General features: G+C 55.1%; 17 protein-coding genes. 12 read left to right on the top strand and 5 right to left on the bottom strand.

Annotated features, from left to right (window positions below; translation table 11 throughout):
- Window positions 1–290: 290 nt before the first annotated feature.
- The 6 genes from SIB88_RS19650 (at window position 291) to SIB88_RS19625 (ending at window position 6,403) form a co-directional block, all read left to right on the top strand.
- The gene (locus SIB88_RS19650) at window positions 291–902 is read left to right on the top strand and encodes a shikimate kinase (RefSeq protein WP_068519769.1); all 612 of its coding nucleotides are present in this window, start codon (window positions 291–293) and stop codon (window positions 900–902) included.
- A gap of 2 nt (window positions 903–904) precedes the next feature.
- Window positions 905–2,020, top strand: coding sequence for a 3-dehydroquinate synthase (gene aroB / locus SIB88_RS19645; RefSeq protein ID WP_288348619.1), 1,116 nt, complete (start codon window positions 905–907; stop codon window positions 2,018–2,020).
- 163 nt (window positions 2,021–2,183) lie between these two features.
- The gene (locus tag SIB88_RS19640) at window positions 2,184–3,458 is read left to right on the top strand and encodes an HlyC/CorC family transporter (protein ID WP_412558881.1); all 1,275 of its coding nucleotides are present in this window, start codon (window positions 2,184–2,186) and stop codon (window positions 3,456–3,458) included.
- Window positions 3,459–3,689: 231 nt separating this feature from the next.
- Complete coding sequence (locus SIB88_RS19635) at window positions 3,690–4,139, top strand: CBS domain-containing protein (protein WP_068519766.1); 450 nt, start codon at window positions 3,690–3,692, stop codon at window positions 4,137–4,139.
- Between the two features lie 174 nt (window positions 4,140–4,313).
- On the top strand, window positions 4,314–4,901 hold the full coding sequence (locus tag SIB88_RS19630; protein ID WP_114113126.1) for a DUF2889 domain-containing protein: 588 nt from the start codon (window positions 4,314–4,316) through the stop codon (window positions 4,899–4,901).
- Between the two features lie 122 nt (window positions 4,902–5,023).
- Window positions 5,024–6,403, top strand: a complete 1,380-nt coding sequence (locus tag SIB88_RS19625) for a hypothetical protein (RefSeq protein ID WP_412558880.1) — start codon at window positions 5,024–5,026, stop codon at window positions 6,401–6,403.
- A gap of 25 nt (window positions 6,404–6,428) precedes the next feature.
- Here the strand turns inward: SIB88_RS19625 and SIB88_RS19620 are convergent, their stop codons facing one another.
- From SIB88_RS19620 to SIB88_RS19610, 3 genes are all read right to left on the bottom strand, one after another.
- Window positions 6,429–7,019 carry a c-type cytochrome gene (locus SIB88_RS19620; protein WP_412558879.1) on the bottom strand — a complete coding sequence of 197 codons (591 nt, stop codon included), beginning with the start codon at window positions 7,017–7,019 and terminating at the stop codon, window positions 6,429–6,431.
- The gene (locus SIB88_RS19615) at window positions 7,019–8,272 is read right to left on the bottom strand and encodes a PQQ-dependent sugar dehydrogenase (protein ID WP_068519762.1); all 1,254 of its coding nucleotides are present in this window, start codon (window positions 8,270–8,272) and stop codon (window positions 7,019–7,021) included. Before SIB88_RS19615 ends, SIB88_RS19620 begins: the two co-directional genes overlap by 1 nt.
- 141 nt (window positions 8,273–8,413) lie before the next feature.
- Entirely contained in the window at window positions 8,414–8,710 is a 297-nt protein-coding gene (locus SIB88_RS19610; RefSeq protein ID WP_068519761.1) for a BolA family protein, read from the bottom strand.
- 159 nt (window positions 8,711–8,869) lie between these two features.
- On the opposite strand from SIB88_RS19610, the gene SIB88_RS19605 reads away from it, so the two are divergent.
- From SIB88_RS19605 to gluQRS, 4 genes are all read left to right on the top strand, one after another.
- Window positions 8,870–9,514, top strand: coding sequence for a J domain-containing protein (locus SIB88_RS19605; protein WP_068519760.1), 645 nt, complete (start codon window positions 8,870–8,872; stop codon window positions 9,512–9,514).
- Window positions 9,515–9,725: 211 nt separating this feature from the next.
- Window positions 9,726–10,733 (top strand): cobaltochelatase subunit CobS, encoded by a 1,008-nt coding sequence (cobS, locus tag SIB88_RS19600; protein WP_412558878.1) that lies wholly within the window; start codon window positions 9,726–9,728, stop codon window positions 10,731–10,733.
- Window positions 10,734–10,784: 51 nt separating this feature from the next.
- Entirely contained in the window at window positions 10,785–12,710 is a 1,926-nt protein-coding gene (gene cobT / locus SIB88_RS19595) for a cobaltochelatase subunit CobT (protein WP_068519758.1), read from the top strand.
- 18 nt (window positions 12,711–12,728) lie between these two features.
- Window positions 12,729–13,568 (top strand): tRNA glutamyl-Q(34) synthetase GluQRS, encoded by an 840-nt coding sequence (gene gluQRS, locus SIB88_RS19590; protein ID WP_412558877.1) that lies wholly within the window; start codon window positions 12,729–12,731, stop codon window positions 13,566–13,568.
- On the opposite strand, the gene SIB88_RS19585 is transcribed toward gluQRS, so the two are convergent.
- Window positions 13,559–14,494: a LysR substrate-binding domain-containing protein gene (locus tag SIB88_RS19585; RefSeq protein WP_412558876.1), complete on the bottom strand. Its 936-nt coding sequence runs from the start codon at window positions 14,492–14,494 to the stop codon at window positions 13,559–13,561. The genes gluQRS and SIB88_RS19585 overlap by 10 nt on opposite strands.
- A gap of 102 nt (window positions 14,495–14,596) precedes the next feature.
- On the opposite strand from SIB88_RS19585, the gene SIB88_RS19580 reads away from it, so the two are divergent.
- A complete protein-coding gene (locus SIB88_RS19580; protein WP_412558875.1) occupies window positions 14,597–15,196 on the top strand; it encodes a short chain dehydrogenase in 600 nt (199 codons plus the stop codon).
- A 180-nt stretch (window positions 15,197–15,376) separates the two neighbouring features.
- The gene (locus tag SIB88_RS19575) at window positions 15,377–17,461 is read left to right on the top strand and encodes a putative bifunctional diguanylate cyclase/phosphodiesterase (RefSeq protein ID WP_412558874.1); all 2,085 of its coding nucleotides are present in this window, start codon (window positions 15,377–15,379) and stop codon (window positions 17,459–17,461) included.
- A 119-nt stretch (window positions 17,462–17,580) separates the two neighbouring features.
- On the opposite strand, the gene SIB88_RS19570 is transcribed toward SIB88_RS19575, so the two are convergent.
- A complete protein-coding gene (locus SIB88_RS19570; protein WP_068519754.1) occupies window positions 17,581–17,769 on the bottom strand; it encodes a hypothetical protein in 189 nt (62 codons plus the stop codon).
- Window positions 17,770–17,790: the final 21 nt, after the last annotated feature.

Raw genomic sequence — 17,790 nt, 5'->3', positions numbered from 1 at the left:
CCACCGGTTTTCTTCGCGCCGTGGCGTTATCAAACCGCGTGGATGGCATTTCAATCCGGCAACTTCAAGGCAGTATAGGGCGCTGTTCCTCACAGAGGGTTAATAAACGCCCCGCAACATCATTAGCCAAAATGCGCGGTCAACATCTTCGATGTGACGAAGAATGCAAAATCGACGGATGTTTTTTGTCGTCGATCATGTGCGGTTTGCTTGCGTTCGGGGTTCAGCTGCCCTAAAGAATTGGGTAATTTGTATATCAACCGATTGAACTACAGGACTGCAAACCGAACATGGACAGCAACATTGCCGAGTCGGGTTTGCACGAAGACGTGATCGCCAAAATCCGTAACGGCCTTAAGGGCCGGACACTGGTTTTCATCGGGCTTATGGGGGCTGGAAAAAGCTGCATCGGCCGGATGGTTGCCAAGGAACTGAAACTGGATTTTGTCGATGCCGACCGCGAAATCGAAGAAGCCGCCGGCTGCTCGATTGCCGATATCTTCAAGCTGTATGGCGAAGAGGCATTTCGCGATGGTGAGGAACGTGTAATAGCCCGTTTGCTTGATGGCGAACCGATTGTGTTGGCAACCGGTGGCGGCGCGTTTATTCGCGAACGCACCCGCGACCTTATTCTTGAAAAATCCATATCTGTCTGGCTGCGTGCCGATCTTGAATTGCTGCTGCATCGAACAAGTGGCCGGACCCACCGTCCGTTGCTCAATAGCGGCGACCCGCGCGAGATTCTGGCGAACCTGATCGAAACGCGTTATCCGGTCTATGCCGGGGCAGACATTGTTTTTGACTGTGATGAATCTTCAAAGGAAGCCACCCGGGACGCCGTTCTCGAACTGTTGGCGAAATCCTTTGACGATGACGGTCAACTTATCAAGACAGGAACCTGAGAGTGAGCAATCACGACACCCTTCGCGTCGAACTTGGCGCGCGCAGCTATGACATCCTTGTTGGCAGCAACCTTTTGGCCGATACCGCCAAATATATCGCACCGTTCGTCAAAAAGGCCGGTGTCGTCGTGATCAGTGATGCCGTGGTGGCCAAACATCATCTGGCAACGGTTCTGACATCGCTTGACGGAGCAGGGATTGCGCATCGCGAAGTCATCGTGCCGTCAGGTGAAAAATCCAAAAGCTTTGCCGTGTTCGAAGATGTCGTCGAACAGATCCTGGCAATGGGGATTGAACGATCGACCCTGATCATCGCCCTTGGTGGCGGTGTTGTCGGTGATCTTGCCGGTTATGTTGCCGCATCACTGCTGCGCGGGCTTGATTTCGTCCAGATCCCGACGACCCTTCTGTCGCAGGTCGACAGTTCGGTTGGCGGCAAAACCGGGATCAATTCCAAATCGGGCAAGAACCTTGTTGGGGCATTTCATCAGCCGCGTCTGGTTCTGGCTGATACAGCGGTGCTTGACAGCCTTCCGGCACGCGAACTTCGTTCGGGCTATGCCGAGGTGGTCAAATACGGTCTGATTGATGATCCGGAATTTTTCACCTGGCTTGAAGAAAACGGTCAGGCGGTTCTGTCGACGGACGGCCCCGAACGCCGACAGGCCGTAATTAAAAGCTGTGCGGCAAAAGCACGGATCGTTTCCGAAGACGAACGCGAAGGCGGCAAGCGCGCGCTTTTGAACCTTGGCCACACATTCGGTCATGCCTTCGAAGCCGAAACCGGGTATGGCGAAAAGCTTCTGCATGGCGAAGCCGTTGCCATGGGCATGGTGATTGCCCATGACGTTTGCGGTGCAATGGGCTTGGCCCCGGCCGGTGAAAAGGACCGGATCGTTTCCCATCTGAAATCGGTCGGGCTTCCGGTTGCGGCGTCCGAAGTTACCGGCATGCATTGGGATATCGACAAGGTGATCGGTCACATGTCGCGTGACAAAAAGGTCCGCGATGGTGAAATCACCTTTGTCATGACCCGCGGTATCGGCAAGGCATTCACATCCAAGGCAATGGATGTCGAGAAAATGCGCGCCGCGATTACCCGTTCCTGCCGCCGCTAACAATAACGATCCCGACGGCTTGTCGCCTTTTTCGGGCGAAAGGACGTCGGGATTGCTTTTTTGCAATTTGTGATGTCGTTAACTTGTTTAACGACAATTGACCTTATAGGTGAACACAGGACAAAGTAGTCCGGCTGAGATCACCCTTTGGAGACGACCCTGAATGACAATCACGATTATCGTGATTTTTTTCCTGCTGATGTTATCGGCATTCTTTTCTGGCTCGGAAACCGCGCTGACGGCTGCGTCACGTCCTGTGATGCATCACAAGGAACAGGATGGTGATCAGCGTGCAGGGATCGTTAACAGACTGCGCCAGTATCAGGAACGCCTGATCGGGGCGATCCTGCTGGGCAACAATATGGTCAATATTCTGGCCTCGGCCCTGGCGACGTCGGTGATGATCGAACTGTTCGGGGAAAACGGCGTTGTTTATGCGACCGCCGTGATGACCGCCCTTGTTCTGATCTTTTCGGAAATCCTGCCAAAGACCTATGCCCTGCAACATGCCGATACCATGGCATTGCGGGTTGCGCGCCCGATGAGCATCCTTGTCGTGATCTTTGCCCCGGTCACCCAAAGCATTCAGGTGATCGTGCAGGCAACCTTGCGCCTGTTTGGCAGTGGCGAAGGTCCGGGACTGGACAGCGAACGCGAATTGCGTGGCGCGATCGAACTGCATGCCGATGACGTCGTGGTCGGAAACCACCATGCCGAACGCACCATGTTGCATGGCGTGCTTGATCTGGAAGATGTCGGTGTCTGGGAAATCATGGTCCATCGTCGCAAGGTGCAGATGATCGATATCACCCGCCCGATGGAAGAAATTCTGGATACGGTTCTGGCAAGTCCGCATACCCGTATTCCGATCTATGAAGAAGACCCCGACAATATCGTTGGTGTTCTTCATGCCCGCGAGGTTCTTAAGGCGATTGTCCGCGGTGCAAAGCCCGCCAATGCATCAGATGTGCGCGCACTAAGTGCCGAACCATGGTTCATTCCGGATTCAACAACCCTTGCCGACCAGCTCAAGGCCTTCAAGGAGCGGCACGAACATTTTGCCATCGTCGTTGACGAATACGGTGCGTTCGAAGGGGTTGTGTCGCTTGAAGATATTCTTGAAGAAATCGTCGGCGACATTGCCGATGAAACCGATGTCGAGGTTGTCGGTGTCCTGCCGCAGGCAGACGGATCGGTGATTGTGCGTGGTGATGTGACGATCCGCGACCTGAACCGCCGGTTTGGCTGGCGTTTGCCAGACGAAGAAGCCGCAACGGTTGCCGGTCTTTTGCTGTATGAAACCCGGCGCATTCCCGATGTCGGTCAGCAGTTCCGGTTCCACGGGTTCGAATTCGAAGTTCTGCGCCGTATCCGCAACCAGATCACCCGCGTTCGCATGAACGAAGTCACTGATCTGGCCTCCGAGGATCAGGAATAAAACCGCCAAAACGGCATTGCCAACCGGCGATGCCGTTTGATCCTTTGTCGCGCAAAATGTTTTAAGTTTCTCCACTTATGGGTTAAAATCTTGGTTCAAGGTCTTGACCCAAAGGATTGCAGGGCCACTTGCAAATGAGGGCCCCGTTGCATTGCAATGACTTGCGATGCAGGACCAGATGATCCGATCGGGTTTGGGCATGTGGCAACAGCAATCTGCAGAGAGAGATGAATGGATACGAAAATCGTTCCAGGTGTGGTCAAGGAGCAATCGCTCGCGACACTCAATCCCGCCGATTCCGTGATGGATGCCGTGAACCTTATGACCGAACGCAAGATCGGGGCCGTGATCATTGTTGATAATCAGGCCAAGCTTGCCGGAATTTTCACAGAACGCGATCTGGTGAACCGTGTGGTGGGCAAGGGGCTTGATGCGGCCAATGTGCCACTTTCAAAGGTCATGACAGCCGATCCCGATACCCTTGGTCCCAACGATACCGCAATGAACGCACTCGATCTGATGAGTGCGCGGCGATATCGTCACTTGCCCGTTGTTGACGGGGACAAGGTCATTGGCATGGTGTCGATCCGCGATCTGTTTAACGTGGTGAAGGCCCAGCTCGAAGAAGATGTTCGTGAACGCGAAAAGTTCATTTTCGGGTCCGATTACGGCGTCGCCTGACGATTGTTTCCCATCACAGTTGCATCGGATCGCGCCGTAATTCGCCGATCCTGCATGGCGGATTTCGGGGTGCGCATTGCCCCGAAACCGCCTGGATGTCGCACTGCGACACGCTTTGTTGCTTGACAGCGCATAGGGGAATGTCTTTACGTTTACGTAAAGGAGAGAGTTCCCATGCCATTGTCCCGCCCCGCAGATCGAGACCATATTCATACCCGCACCGTCACCTGTCAGGGGTTTCGCCGCAAGGATGGCCTGTGGGATATCGAAGGTCACATTACCGATATCAAAACCTATGCCTTTACCAATGATGATCGCGGCGAAATTCCGCCCGGCGAACCGGTACATGGCATGTGGATCCGCGTGACAATTGGTGATGATCTGGTGATCCGTGCCGTCGAAGCCGTCACCGATTACGCGCCGTTCCATGGCTGCGACGCAATCACCCCGAATTACGAAAATCTGGTCGGTTTGAAACTTGGTCCGGGGTTGCGCAAACAGATCCGCGATCGGGTCGGCGGCGTGCATGGCTGTACCCATCTCAATGAATTGATGGGGCCGGTCGCAACCACCGCCTTTCAGACCGTGTTCCCGATCCTGGCCCGGGAGTCACTGGAAGCCAAAAAACAGGACGACCCGTCAGATGACGGCGCATCAAAACCGGCCCGCCGGATGCCGTTGATCAATACCTGTCATGGGTGGCGCAGTGATGGCGCCGCGGTCAAGCGCATTGCCCCGGAATTCTATACAGGCGACAAATAACTACCGGGAACTGGTGGCAACAAGCATCGACCTCGTCCCGGGAAATGGCCCGATCTTGCAAGTTCCGTCGATGGGCCCAATATCAACAAAATCGGTCCGTCACGTGTTTTTGCGGGTTACTCATGACAATCCTACGGCGTGCTGGAATAACCAAAAACAACAATAAGGGAAGAAACGGTCTGCTGCGCGATGCGGCCCGCCACGCGCTGGGCGCGGGTCTGGTCGCGATGGCAGCACTTTGTGTTGCTGGCCCGGCGGTTTTGGCCAACGATATCGTGTCACGCCCGGTTGAGGTCGCCCAACCTGACAATGACAGTCAGGACAATTTCCTGATCCTGCAAACCAACCTTCATCCCCCGTATCAGGAACTTCGCAACGGGACGCTTGGCGGTTATTCCGTTTCGGTGCTTGATTGCGCCTTTGACCATATCGGTGTCGGTTATGGTCTGGCCGTCGCACCGCGCCAGCGCAACCGGGAAATGGTGCGCAACGGGCAGGCCGATGGCTTCTTTTTGGCGCGTATCAGTGAATTCATGGATGAATATGCGGTGGCGTCAAACCCCCTGGCATTGGAAAAGTGGGTGTGGGTATCGCCATCACGCCGCACGGCCGAACCGGTCAGTGCCAATGTGCCCAAACCCGGCGGGTTTGAAACAATTGGTGCCATTCTTGGATCAAACGAAGCCGAATGGCTGGCCGAGCAGGGATATGGCGACCTTGTCCGTGTGCCATCGATTGCATCCCTGGTCGGACAGGTCGCGGCCGGACGGGTTGATTACGCGCTTGTCGATAAACACAGTTTTGAAATTGCGCGCAATGAACTTGGCATTGGTGCAGAACAGTTTCAGGTTCAGTTTGAACGTTATGCGCCACTGGTTGTCTATTTCTCGAAACGATATGTGGCGGAATTCCCCGACCTTGTGAACCGTTTGAATACGGTGCTGGAATTTTGCGAAACCAGTCCGATGCATCTTGAACCCTGGGAACGCGATGCAATTGAACGGGTTCAGTTGCCGATGGTTCGACAATTGGCAAAATCCCCGGATCTGATCCGCAATGTGCGCGGGGCGCTTGGTCCCGGGCGGTTGCCGGCTGATCAGCGCCGTCTGATTGACGAGGAATGGTCAACCATGGGAAGGCTTGGTCAGCCAAGTAACAGGGCGCGCGAGATATTGGGCAACAGTTTGTCGGAATTCCTGCGCGCCTTTCAGCTGGCAAGCGGGGAACAGGTCGCCGAGGCCTTTGTTTTTGATATCTATGGCCAGACGATCGGCATGAACCGGTTGACGTCGGACTATGATCAGTCCGATGAACCGCAATATCAAATGGCGCAAAGCATCAATCGCGAACATGCCCTGATTGATGATATCCGCTTTGATGCATCGACCCGTACTTTCCTGTCACAGATCACCGTGCCGGTTCTGGATCCGGAAAACGGTCAGACACTGGCAGTGCTGACCGTTGGCTTGGATGTTTCGGCGGCCTTGCGTCCCGAAAGCTGATCACATTTACCGGGGTATCGGGGCCTTACTTTGGCGCCGGGTCGGTGATGTCGATGGTGATCTTGCTATACCAGTCGGCGGCTTCCTGCATTTCGGTTTCGTCAAGATCCTGGGCAATCGGGGTCATGACATCATGCGTTCGTTTGCCGGTCCGGAATGCCTTAAGCTGCGTTTCGATATAGATGTTAGTTTCCCCGGCCAGATTGGGCGCATCATCAAGCTCGGAAATACCGTTTACACCATGACACCCGACACACAGTTCCGGCGCGTCGTCTTCGGACGTACCGGCAGGCAGGGTGGCATTGATCGTGAAATGATTGAACCACAGGGCGACCTTGCCGATCTGATCATCGGATAATCCGCGTGCGACCACCGTCATCATTTCATGTTCGCGGCTGCCGGTTTTGAATGCCTGAAGCTGACTGATCAGATAATTGACCGGTTCGCCGCCAATATGCGGGGCAATCGGAATACGGGCCTTGCCATCCAGTCCGTGACAGGTGCGGCACATGCCCGCAACCTTGCGCCCGTCCTGAAGGTCTGTGGATGCGTCCTGGGCCATCAAGGTCCCGGCGGGCAAAAGCCCGCCGAGAAGTGCGATCATCACAATACGCATCAATTGCCCTCATACCAGATGCGATACAGCGCACCGGCCAGATCATCGGAAACAATGATCGATCCGTCACGCAACTGGGCAACATCGACCGGACGACCAAGATATTCTTCATTCTCGTCGATCCAGCCTTCGGCGAATGGTTCGGTGCTGGCGTTTCCTTCGGCATCAATGAAGGTCACCATCACGCGTGCACCGACAGGTGTCGTGCGGTTCCAGGACCCGTGCTGGGCCGAGAAAATCGCATTCTTGTATTTGGCCGGGAACATCTTGCCCGTATAGAAAGTCATGCCAAGATCAGCGGCATGGGCCACGGTTTCAACCGCGGGCATCACCACGTCATAGGGGACTTCCTGACCGGCATATTCATTGGTGCGAACATCGCCACCGCCATACCACGGATGACCGAAATGCTGGCCGGCGGCCGTCTGACGGTTGATTTCACCGGGCGGGATATCATCACCCATGCCGTCAACCTGGTTATCGGTCCACCACAGTTCACCGGTTTCCGGGTGGAAGTCATGACCGACAGAGTTCCGCACCCCATAGGTATAAACTTCGCGCCCTGATCCATCGGTATTGATGCGGATGATGCCGCCAATCCCGACTTCGCGATACAGATCAAGCTTGTCGGCGGGCGCAACGTTGAAGGGCTGCCCCAACGAGATATAAAGTTTGCCATCCGGGCCGATTTTGCAGACGCGTGCCGTGTGGTTATAGCTTTCCTCGGATGGCGGGATCAGGTCGCCCTGTTTGACAACATTAAAGGCCGCGACATCCGGGCTTTCATAAAAGAACTCGGCCGCCGGGAAGGTCAGCACGCGGTTCTGTTCGGCGATATAAAGCATCCCGTCGGGCGAGAAGCACGGACCGTTCGGAATGCTGAAACGAAGCGACGGGGCGAAGTCCTTGACCTCGTCGGCGACCCTGTCCTTGTTGCGGTCAGTGACGGACCAGACCTTGTCCTTGCGCGTGCCGACGAATGTCACGACACCTTGCGGGCCAACAGCAATATGGCGCGCATCTGGCACGATGGCATAAAGGCCGATTTTGAAACCGGCTGGCAACTTGATACGTTCAAGCGTCCTTTTGATGCCTTCTGCGTAATCGCCGCCCTGTTCGATGACGGTGAATTCCGTGGTGCCGGTGGATTGGAAGTTTGAAAGTTTTTCGAGATTGTCCGGTGCAGGTGCCTGGGCATATGCAGATCCGGAAATGGCAAGCGCAATACTCGCCATCAGCAGGCGTTTAGTCATTACGTAGTCCTCCCGATTGAAACAGATGCCATTGGCGGGCATCCGTGCCGGTCCGGCAATGCTTGCGGACCGGCTTGTGTCACAAGCATTGCGCCTAATCGGGGTGAACGTCTAGGTTGATTTCACGATATGGAATTGTATTTAATTGGTTCTATTGGCAAGCGCCGCCTTGTATTCATCGGGCGTCATGGTTTTCAGGGCCAGCGCATGCACGCGTTCCTTAAGCAGGGTGTCGAGTGCGCCATAAACCAGGCGTTGACGATTGACACGGTTCTGACCTTCGAATTTTTCAGACACCACCAGGACCGAAAAATGGGACTCGCCGCGTGGATCGGCACCGGAATGACCGGCATGTTTGGAGGAGTCGTCGATGATCTGTAACTCGACCGGGCTGAAATGTTCGGTCAGAATGTCACGGATCTGATTGGCTACCTGCATGATAAGGGCCTCTGTTTTCTGCGGATGTTTGCAATCGGGTGCAAAATTTGAACTGTGTGACAGGTTCTGGCACGCAATGGCAGTTTTTCAAGCCTTTTATCGCATTTAATCGATCCGTATGATATTGCGTGCATCGATTTTCAGAACATATAGACCCAGATGAACCGAGGACACCGCAACAAGCGCAAGACGCTGTATCACAATGAACCGATCCTGCCCGATTGTGATTGGCCGGGCTGTGACGGCCATGGTGAATTCCGCGCGCCCAAGGATCGCAAGCTGCGCGACTATTACAAGTTCTGCCTTGATCACGTGCGCGAATACAACAAATCCTGGAACTATTATGAAGGCATGAAAGCCGAGGATATCGAAAACGACGTGCGTCGCGATACCCACTGGCAGCGCCCGACCTGGAAGTTCGGACATATTCGCGGTTCGAAAAAGCCGTTCAATTTCAAATTCAAGGACGGGTTCGGCTTCTTTAACGAAGACGGTGAGCAGACCCATCATGGTCCGGGCGGGGATGCCCGTGCCGAGCAGCGCCGCAAAAGCGAAGATGCCCAGCGCCGTGCAGGTGCCCTTGGCATGCCCAGCGAACAGCAACAGGCGATGGCGACCCTTGATCTTGGCTGGCCGTTCACCCGGGACGAGCTCAAGGCCAAATACAAGGCACTGTCCAAAAAATACCATCCCGACGCCAATGGCGGTGACAAGGTTGCCGAGGAACGCTTTAAAAAGATCAGCGCGGCCTATAGTTCGCTTATGAGCTATATCCGCGATCTTGAGGCCCGCGTGACCCTGTAAGCGGGCCGGTTCCGCTGCAATAATTCCAAAAAATCTGGTCAATCTGGTTGCGGTTTGCGTATCGGGGATGTCTTATCGAGCAAACCTTTTGCGGTAATAGAGATTTTTTGCGCATCTTCCCTTTGAGTGATGCGCCTAAACCGCTATTAATGAGCAAGTTTAACGAAACGACCGCGTCACCAGCGTCGGTCCGAGAAATGCGCGAGTACTTATGAGCCAAGGTTACGAAGCGACGGGTGCGGCGGCAGAACATCCGCTTGATGCCCCAGATACCACCATTTCCGTGCGCGAAACGTTCGGGATTGATGTTGATATGGAAGTCCCGGCATTCAGCCAGGGCAGCGAACATGTACCGGTCGCTGATCCGACCTATCGTTTTGACCGCGACACCACGCTGGCCATTCTTGCGGGCTTTGCCCACAACCGCCGTGTGATGATCCAGGGGTATCACGGTACGGGCAAATCGACCCATATCGAACAGGTGGCATCGCGTCTGAACTGGCCGTGTGTGCGCGTCAACCTTGACAGTCACATCAGCCGTATCGATCTGATCGGCAAGGACGCAATCGTTCTGCGGGATGGCAAACAGATCACCGAATTCCGCGAAGGCATTCTGCCCTGGGCGCTCAAACGCCCTGTCGCGATGGTGTTTGATGAATATGATGCCGGTCGTCCGGACGTCATGTTCGTGATCCAGCGTGTTCTGGAAGTCGATGGCAAGCTGACCCTTCTTGATCAGAACAAGGTCATCCATCCGCATTCGCATTTCCGCCTGTTTGCAACGTCAAACACGGTTGGTCTTGGCGATACCACCGGCCTGTATCACGGCACCCAGCAGATCAACCAGGCCCAGATGGACCGTTGGTCGATTGTCGCCACACTGAACTATCTGTCGGTTGCCGATGAAACCAACATCGTTGCTGCCAAGGTTCCGGCGTTTGATACTGCCGAAGGCCGCGAGAAGATCGAAGCAATGGTGGCTCTTGCCAACCTGACCCGTCAGGGATTTGTGTCTGGCGATATTTCGACCGTTATGAGCCCGCGTACCGTGATTACGCTGGCCGAAAACGCCAAGATTTTCGGTGATATTTCCTATGCGTTCCGGGTGACGTTCCTTAATCGTTGCGACGAGGTCGAACGCCCGATCCTGGCGGAATATTATCAGCGTTGCTTTGGCGAAGAGCTGCCTGAAGAAGCCATCAATGTGATGGTGCGCTAAGGCGTGTCCTTAAAGCAGATTGGCGAGCTGGTCCCACAAGCGAGTAGTAAGATGAAGAATGATGAGGCTCTTTCCGGGTTCTTGCGCGGCACGGCGGCGACATTTCGCGCGCTTGCCGGGCGCAATGATCTGGAAGTCGGCTTTGTCAAAGGCGGGCGTCCGGGCGGATATGGCGAACATGTCCGTTTGCCCATGCCCAAACAGGCATTGCCCAAGGACGAAGTCGCAGACCTGCGTGGCATTGCCGATGGCTGGGCGCTTAAAATGCGCCACCACGACGTTGCCCTGCATGCCAAACGCATGCCCGAAACAGCCGAGGCTCAGGCTGTTTACGATGCGCTTGAAACAGCACGGGTCGAGGCCGTGGGATCACGCTATTTCCCCGGGGTGCGCAAAAACCTGCGTGACCATGCCGAACAGGATTGCCACGCCAAGAACTTTCATCGCCTGACATCGCGGGACGATGCACCATTTGCCGATGCTATCGGCATGCTGGCCCGCGAGATTTTTACCGGCGAACGCGCACCGGAAAGCGCGCGTCCGCTGATTGATCTGTGGCGGACCCATATCGAAGAAAACGCCGGGGCTGATCTTTCGGACCTGCGTGATGTTCTTGATGATCAGGAAGCTTTCGCGCGCGGCATGCGCCGTTTGCTTGATCATTTGTCGCTGGAAGACGACCTTGATGACGCCCCGCCCGAACAGGAAGGCGAGGACGACGAAAACAAGGAAGGCGAAAACGACCCGGAACAGGAAGAGATGGAAAGTCAGGGCGGTCAGCAGGGCCAGAATGACGATTCCGAACCCGATGGCAGTGACCAGCAACAGGAAGCCGGGTCCGAAGATGCCGAAGCCGGCGAAGGCGATATCGACGACCAGCAGCTTGAAGCCATGTCGCAGGAAGAAAAGCCTGCCGGACCGGGTGAGCAGCCGGAATTTGATGGTCGGAACGAACCGGTCGAACGTGGCTATGAGCCCTTCACGCGCGAATATGACGAAGTCGTAACCGCCGATGACCTGTGCGAAAATCTTGAATTGTCGCGGTTGCGCGCGATGCTTGATAAGCAGCTTGCCAACCTTCAGAACGTGGTGTCGCGTCTTGCCAACCGGTTGCAGCGCCGCCTGATGGCGCAGCAGAACCGTGGCTGGGACTTCGATCTGGAAGAAGGCATTCTTGATGCGGCCAAGCTTGCCCGTATCGTGGCAACACCGTCGACGTCTCTGTCATTCAAGCAGGAACAGGATACCGATTTCCGCGATACGGTCGTGACCCTTCTGATCGACAATTCCGGCTCCATGCGGGGGCGTCCGATCACGATTGCCGCCCTGTCGGCAGATATTCTGGCACGCACGCTGGAACGGTGCGGGGTGAAAGTCGAAATTCTCGGCTTCACCACCCGTCAGTGGAAAGGTGGTCAGTCACGCGAACGCTGGGTCGACAGTGGCAAGCCCCCCAAACCGGGACGCCTGAACGATCTGCGTCACATCATCTACAAGGCGGCCGATACGCCGTGGCGTCGGGCACGCAAAAACCTTGGTCTGATGCTGCGCGAAGGGCTGCTTAAGGAAAATATCGACGGCGAAGCACTGCTGTGGGCCCATGAACGTTTGCTTGGTCGTTCCGAGCAACGCCGGATTTTGATGGTGATTTCCGATGGTGCGCCGGTCGATGATTCGACGCTTTCGGTCAATTCCGGAAATTATCTGGAACGGCATTTGCGCGAAGTGATCGAATGGATCGAAACCAGATCACCGGTCGAACTTCTGGCGATTGGTATCGGCCATGACGTGACACGCTATTACCGGCGTGCCGTGACGATCAATGATCCCGAAGAACTTGGCGGTACAATGCTTGCCGAGCTTTCGGACCTGTTTGATGAACAGGGTGCGCGGCAACCCAAACGCCCGATGCGCCATGTCCCCGCCGATGGCGGGCAGGCACGCGACCGCGCTGCGGGTGACCGCGACCGCTGGTAAGGGCAGGGTGTGCAAAGGATGACGGCGATCACCCGATTTGCACCAAGCCCGACCGGATATCTGCATCTTGGCCATGCGGCTTCCGCGCTGTTTTCAATGAAACAGGCCGGGCTGCATGGCCGTTTTCTTTTGCGGATCGAAGATATCGATCAAACCCGCTGTCGCCCGGAATATCTGCATGCGATTTTCGAAGACCTGGCCTGGCTTGGCCTGCGATGGGAAGAACCGGTGCGTGTTCAGTCAGAACATTTCGTCGATTACCAGGCGGTGCTTGATCGCCTGACGGAAATGGGGTTGCTGTATCCTTGTTTCTGTACCCGCAAGGACATTCAGGCCGAAATCGAACGGATCGGCAATGCACCGCACGGACCCGATGGGGCGCTTTATCCCGGGACATGTCGCCATTGTTCCGCACAGGAACGTTCAGACCGGATTGCGGCCGGGGAAAGCTTTGCCCTGCGACTGGATATGGATGGCGCGATCAAACGTGTCGGGCGCGAACTGGTGTGGTTTGACCGCGCCGCCGGGCGACAGATCGCAACCCCGGAAATCTTTGGCGATGTGGTTCTGGCGCGTAAGGATACACCAACCAGCTATCATGTTTCGGTGACCCATGATGATCATCTTCAGGGGATCAGTCTTGTCACCCGCGGGCAGGATTTGTTCTTTGCCAGCCATCTGCACCGTTTGTTGCAGGAACTTCTGGGCTATGACGTTCCGGAATATCACCACCACGGGCTTCTGACTGGTCCTGATGGCAAACGGTTTGCCAAACGCGACAAGTCAAAGACCCTGCGATCAATGCGCGAAGATGGCATGAGCCCCGATGATGTCCGGCTGTTGGCGGATCAGTTCTGATCGCTTTGCGATGCTGATGTGGTTTCAAGCAAGTCCGGGCGATCGGCAAACCAGTTGCGGATGAAATCGATCATCAGCCGGTTCTTGATCGGCAGATTTCCCTGATAGGGATAAACAAGATAGATCGGTCGCAAAGGTGACCGATAATTTTCAAGGGCTGTTTCAATCCGACCGGCGCGAATTTCAGGCATGGCGACATACCGCGGCAAACGCGCAACGCCCAGTCCCTGAACCGTGGCATTGCGGATCAGCGGATAGTGGTTCAGGCGCAAATTGCCTTCGGCCGTGATGGATGTTGGTCCGTCATCGGAAAAGAACACCCATTTGCGGTCCTTGTAATACTGGAAATTGACCAGACAGTTGTGATGGACAAGATCGGCCGGCGTCTGCGGTTTGGGGTGGGCTTTCCAGTATTCGGGGCTGGCACAGATCAATTCGGAAAGTTGACCCAGCGGAATGGCGACCTGATCGGGATCATCGGTCAGCCCGGCGCGGATGGCGATATCAATATGGGCTGATTGCAGGTCGCGGAACGTGTTTTCCAGTTCCATTTCGATCTGGATACGTGGGTGGGCCTGTTGAAAGGCCACGATGATGTCTTGCAAAAACATCTCGCCAAACGACACGGGAACCGTGATGCGCACAGTGCCGACCGGCTCCCCGCGCAGGGCTTCGACCGCTTCGAACGCGGCATCGGCGCTTTGGGTGATCGTTTCGCAATATTCCAGAAAGGTCGCACCGGTTTCGGTCAGTTCCAGTTTCCGGGTCGACCGAAACAGCAATTGCGCCCCAAGAACATCTTCAAGCCGTTTGACATGTTGGCTGATCAGGCCCTTGGACACGCCGGTGGCGCGGGCGGCATCGGTGAAACTGCCCTGTTTGATAACCGCGGCAAAGCTGCGCATTTCACTGAGATAATCTTTCATTGTTTAAAATACTAAACGAATGGTTGGGGATTATCCAGATTATCGCGCCAACTGTTCTGTGAAATCATCCAGTCAGTGCAGTTTTCATCTAAGGAGGATGACATGAAGGTTCTTTTGATCGGCGCATCGGGCCTTATTGGCAAAGGTGTTGATGCCGAATTGTCGCCGCGTCACGAAATCATCCGCGCGTCACGCAACAGCGGTGATGTGAATGTCGACCTGAAAGACAAGGCTTCCATTCGCGCGATGTTTGAAAAGGTCGGCACAGTGGATGCGGTGGTTTCAACCACCGGCAAGGTCCATTTTGGCGATTTCGCCGACATGGACGAAGACAAATACCGCATCGGGATTGATGACAAACTGTTCGGGCAGATCAATCTGGTCCTGATCGGGCGGGACTACGTTGCGGACCGGGCGTCCTTTACCCTGACCACCGGCATTCTGGCCAAGGATCCGATCGAGTTTGGCAGTTCGGCCTCCATGGTGAATGGCGCAATCGAAGGATTTGTTAAGTCGGCGGCCATCGAAATGAAGCCGGGACATCGAATCAACGCGGTCAGCCCCGGCGTCATCACCGAGGCGATGGAAGGCTACGCCCCCTATTTCCGCGGCCATGATCCGGTGCCAGCTGCCCGTGCGGCTCTTGGCTATGCCAAATCGGTCGAAGGTCTTCAGACCGGCCAGGTCTTTGAAATATTTTGATTTTCTGATGTGAACGAACAGGATCGGGGGCTGAAACCCCTGATCCCGTTCTTTTGATGGCCAAATCAGGGGGGCGGATTTATCCGATCTTTGTTGTTGTCGATATTCTCGTTGTCGTTGAATAGTACCTATCTATAGGATTGTAAGTTCAAGCGACGATGTCAGAGGCAACCAGACCAGATGGAAAAATGTGCCGGTTTGGTCAAAAAGATCGCAAGCCGATTTGTTGATCCCCAAATTGCACTACAAGCCGGTGACGAGATCACCGGCAAGGTCCGCCGTGACCTGCTGGATCTTGCCTATCGCAACAACTGGGCAAATATTATTGTCAATCTTGCCGCGGCAGGCGGCCTTGTGATCATTCTGGGGTTGCTGGGGGATCTGGTTGCGATCACCGTTTGGTGGTCTGTTATCCTTGCTGTTTTATGCGCTGTTCGTCTGTGGGGCGGGTATCTTTATCATCGTGAACGCGCAAAGGTCGCGGAACTCGATGCCGATGCCTTTCATATCTGGCAGCGGCGATATGCGCTTGGTGTCCTGTCAGCTGCCATCTTGTGGGCTGTGATCGGTATTATTGAAATTCCGATCGTGCGCGGCGAAAGCCAGTTCATGACTTTGATCATGTTTGCCGGTCTGGCGGGCGGTGCCACGGGGATTCTTGCGCCGATATTCCTGGTCGGGCGGCTCTATCTGACGGCGCTTCTGTTTCCGCCGGTAATCATTTTTACGGTCATGGCCGATGCCAACTATGTTCTTGCCATCATGACCATCATCTTTTTGATGGTGATGCTGGTTACGCATCGGAACAATCACGTTGTCCTGTTCCGGTCACTGGTGCTGAAACATCGAAATGACGGTCTGGTCGAAGATTTGCGCCAGAAAAACCGCATCATGGAAAACTGGAATGCGACGCTTGAAGCGCGGGTCGAAGAACGGACTGAGGAACTCCGAAATCTTGTCGAACATGATGCCCTGACCGGCATTCTGAACCGCGATGGCATTGCGGCCTGGTTCAATCAGAAACGCCAATCATCTGATGACCTTGATTACGCGGTTCTGTTCATCGATCTTGATCGCTTCAAACAGATCAATGACGGGCTTAGTCATGCCATCGGTGACGAGGTCCTGCGCATTGTCAGTGACCGTCTGAAGGCTTATGTCGATGATCGGCACGCGGTGGGACGCTGGGGCGGGGATGAATTCCTGATGGTGCTTGCAGCTCCGCATGACGAGCTGCATGGGCTGGTTGAAAATACGATTGAGAAGGCGCGTGCTTCAATCAGCCAGCCCATCATGATTTGCGGGCATTCGCTTCATGTCGGGTTCAGCACCGGTGTGGCGTTTGCTGCGGCCAAAAACCCGGGAATTTCCGAACTGATCCATTGGGCCGACCTTGCCGCGGCCGAGGTCAAACGATCCGGGCGTGGCAGTGTGCGCAACTATGACAAAACGCTTCTGACCGAACAGGAACGCCGCCTTGCCATCAATCAGGCCCTTCGTCGCGCCCTTGGCATTGGTGAGTTCTATCTTGAATATCAGCCGGTCATCGATGCCGATGATGGCCAGATCGTCTCTTACGAGGCCCTGCTGCGCTGGAACAGCAATGAGCTTGGCCTTGTGCCGCCCGACGAATTCATCCCGATTGCCGAGGAAAGTGCCTTGATCGTTGAAATTGGCGAATGGTGCATGCGGACAGCCTGTCGGGAAATCTGTGCTGCAACGGGCGGGGATGACGAAACAAAGATCGCTGTCAATGTCTCGATCCGTCAGCTTGTGGCACCCGGATTTACCGAAATGGTGGCGCAAATCCTGAGTGAAACGGGATTGGTACCAACGCGGCTTATTCTCGAAGTTACCGAATCAATCTTTGAAGAACGCCAGCGATCAATGATTTCCCGGGTGATTGATGATTTGTTCGATATGGGGATCGGCATTCACATCGACGATTTCGGGACCGGATATTCATCCCTGTCGCGTCTGCATCAAATTCAGATCGACGCGGTCAAGATCGACAAATCCTTTATCCTTGAAATGGACGAGAATGCCCGTGTGGTGATCGAAGGCGCGATCCTGATTGCGCATCGTTTCGGTTTGCAGGTGATTGCCGAAGGTGTGGAAACTGACCAGCAGCGAAACCTTCTGCAATCATTGGGGGTTGATGCCTATCAGGGGTATTTCTTTGCCCGTCCGGGCGCGCTTCCCTGTCTGGATTGCCATTGGCAGGTCGAAGATACCCCGCCGCTGAAATCCCTTTCCGACCGTTAGGGGGCGGCTGATATCACAGGTATCCTGAGTGCGGGCATAATGTCTCTGTGCGCACAAAAAAAACGGCCTGTCACATCATGTGATCGGCCGTTTTTGTGCTGTTCTGTCTTGGGGGCAGATCAGCGACTGAAATCAATCAGTACAAGGAAGCAAACCGGAACAAGTGCCAAGGCGACATAAATCCAGAAGGAAGCGACAGGCACGCCGAAATGCGCCAGAACGTACCCGGCAAGATAAAGAACCAGGCCTGCGACCGCGACCAGCAGAATGCCCAGAAGGGGCAGTGATACTTTGCTATCTGTTTTCATGTTCCGTCATGCTCCCCAAAC

The organism is Thalassospira sp. MIT121401, assembly GCF_047125595.1.
Taxonomy (GTDB): Bacteria; Pseudomonadota; Alphaproteobacteria; order Rhodospirillales; family Thalassospiraceae; genus Thalassospira; species Thalassospira povalilytica.
Note: the sequence above shows the minus strand (reverse complement) of the source record. Positions and strands in the feature narration are given on the sequence as shown.

Excerpts from the sequence above, each read along its gene's own strand:
- SIB88_RS19635 (WP_068519766.1), top strand. The coding sequence starts at position 3,690 with ATGGATACGAAAATCGTTCCAGGTGTGGTCAAGGAGCAATCGCTCGCG.
- SIB88_RS19575 (WP_412558874.1), top strand. The coding sequence starts at position 15,377 with ATGGAAAAATGTGCCGGTTTGGTCAAAAAGATCGCAAGCCGATTTGTT.
- gluQRS (WP_412558877.1), top strand. The coding sequence starts at position 12,729 with ATGACGGCGATCACCCGATTTGCACCAAGCCCGACCGGATATCTGCAT.
- SIB88_RS19640 (WP_412558881.1), top strand. The coding sequence starts at position 2,184 with ATGACAATCACGATTATCGTGATTTTTTTCCTGCTGATGTTATCGGCA.
- SIB88_RS19620 (WP_412558879.1), bottom strand. The coding sequence starts at position 7,019 with ATGCGTATTGTGATGATCGCACTTCTCGGCGGGCTTTTGCCCGCCGGG.
- SIB88_RS19585 (WP_412558876.1), bottom strand. The coding sequence starts at position 14,494 with ATGAAAGATTATCTCAGTGAAATGCGCAGCTTTGCCGCGGTTATCAAA.
- SIB88_RS19570 (WP_068519754.1), bottom strand. The coding sequence starts at position 17,769 with ATGAAAACAGATAGCAAAGTATCACTGCCCCTTCTGGGCATTCTGCTG.
- SIB88_RS19605 (WP_068519760.1), top strand. The coding sequence starts at position 8,870 with ATGAACCGAGGACACCGCAACAAGCGCAAGACGCTGTATCACAATGAA.
- SIB88_RS19615 (WP_068519762.1), bottom strand. The coding sequence starts at position 8,272 with ATGACTAAACGCCTGCTGATGGCGAGTATTGCGCTTGCCATTTCCGGA.
- SIB88_RS19580 (WP_412558875.1), top strand. The coding sequence starts at position 14,597 with ATGAAGGTTCTTTTGATCGGCGCATCGGGCCTTATTGGCAAAGGTGTT.
- SIB88_RS19610 (WP_068519761.1), bottom strand. The coding sequence starts at position 8,710 with ATGCAGGTAGCCAATCAGATCCGTGACATTCTGACCGAACATTTCAGC.
- SIB88_RS19650 (WP_068519769.1), top strand. The coding sequence starts at position 291 with ATGGACAGCAACATTGCCGAGTCGGGTTTGCACGAAGACGTGATCGCC.
- cobT (WP_068519758.1), top strand. The coding sequence starts at position 10,785 with ATGAAGAATGATGAGGCTCTTTCCGGGTTCTTGCGCGGCACGGCGGCG.
- cobS (WP_412558878.1), top strand. The coding sequence starts at position 9,726 with ATGAGCCAAGGTTACGAAGCGACGGGTGCGGCGGCAGAACATCCGCTT.
- SIB88_RS19625 (WP_412558880.1), top strand. The coding sequence starts at position 5,024 with ATGACAATCCTACGGCGTGCTGGAATAACCAAAAACAACAATAAGGGA.
- SIB88_RS19630 (WP_114113126.1), top strand. The coding sequence starts at position 4,314 with ATGCCATTGTCCCGCCCCGCAGATCGAGACCATATTCATACCCGCACC.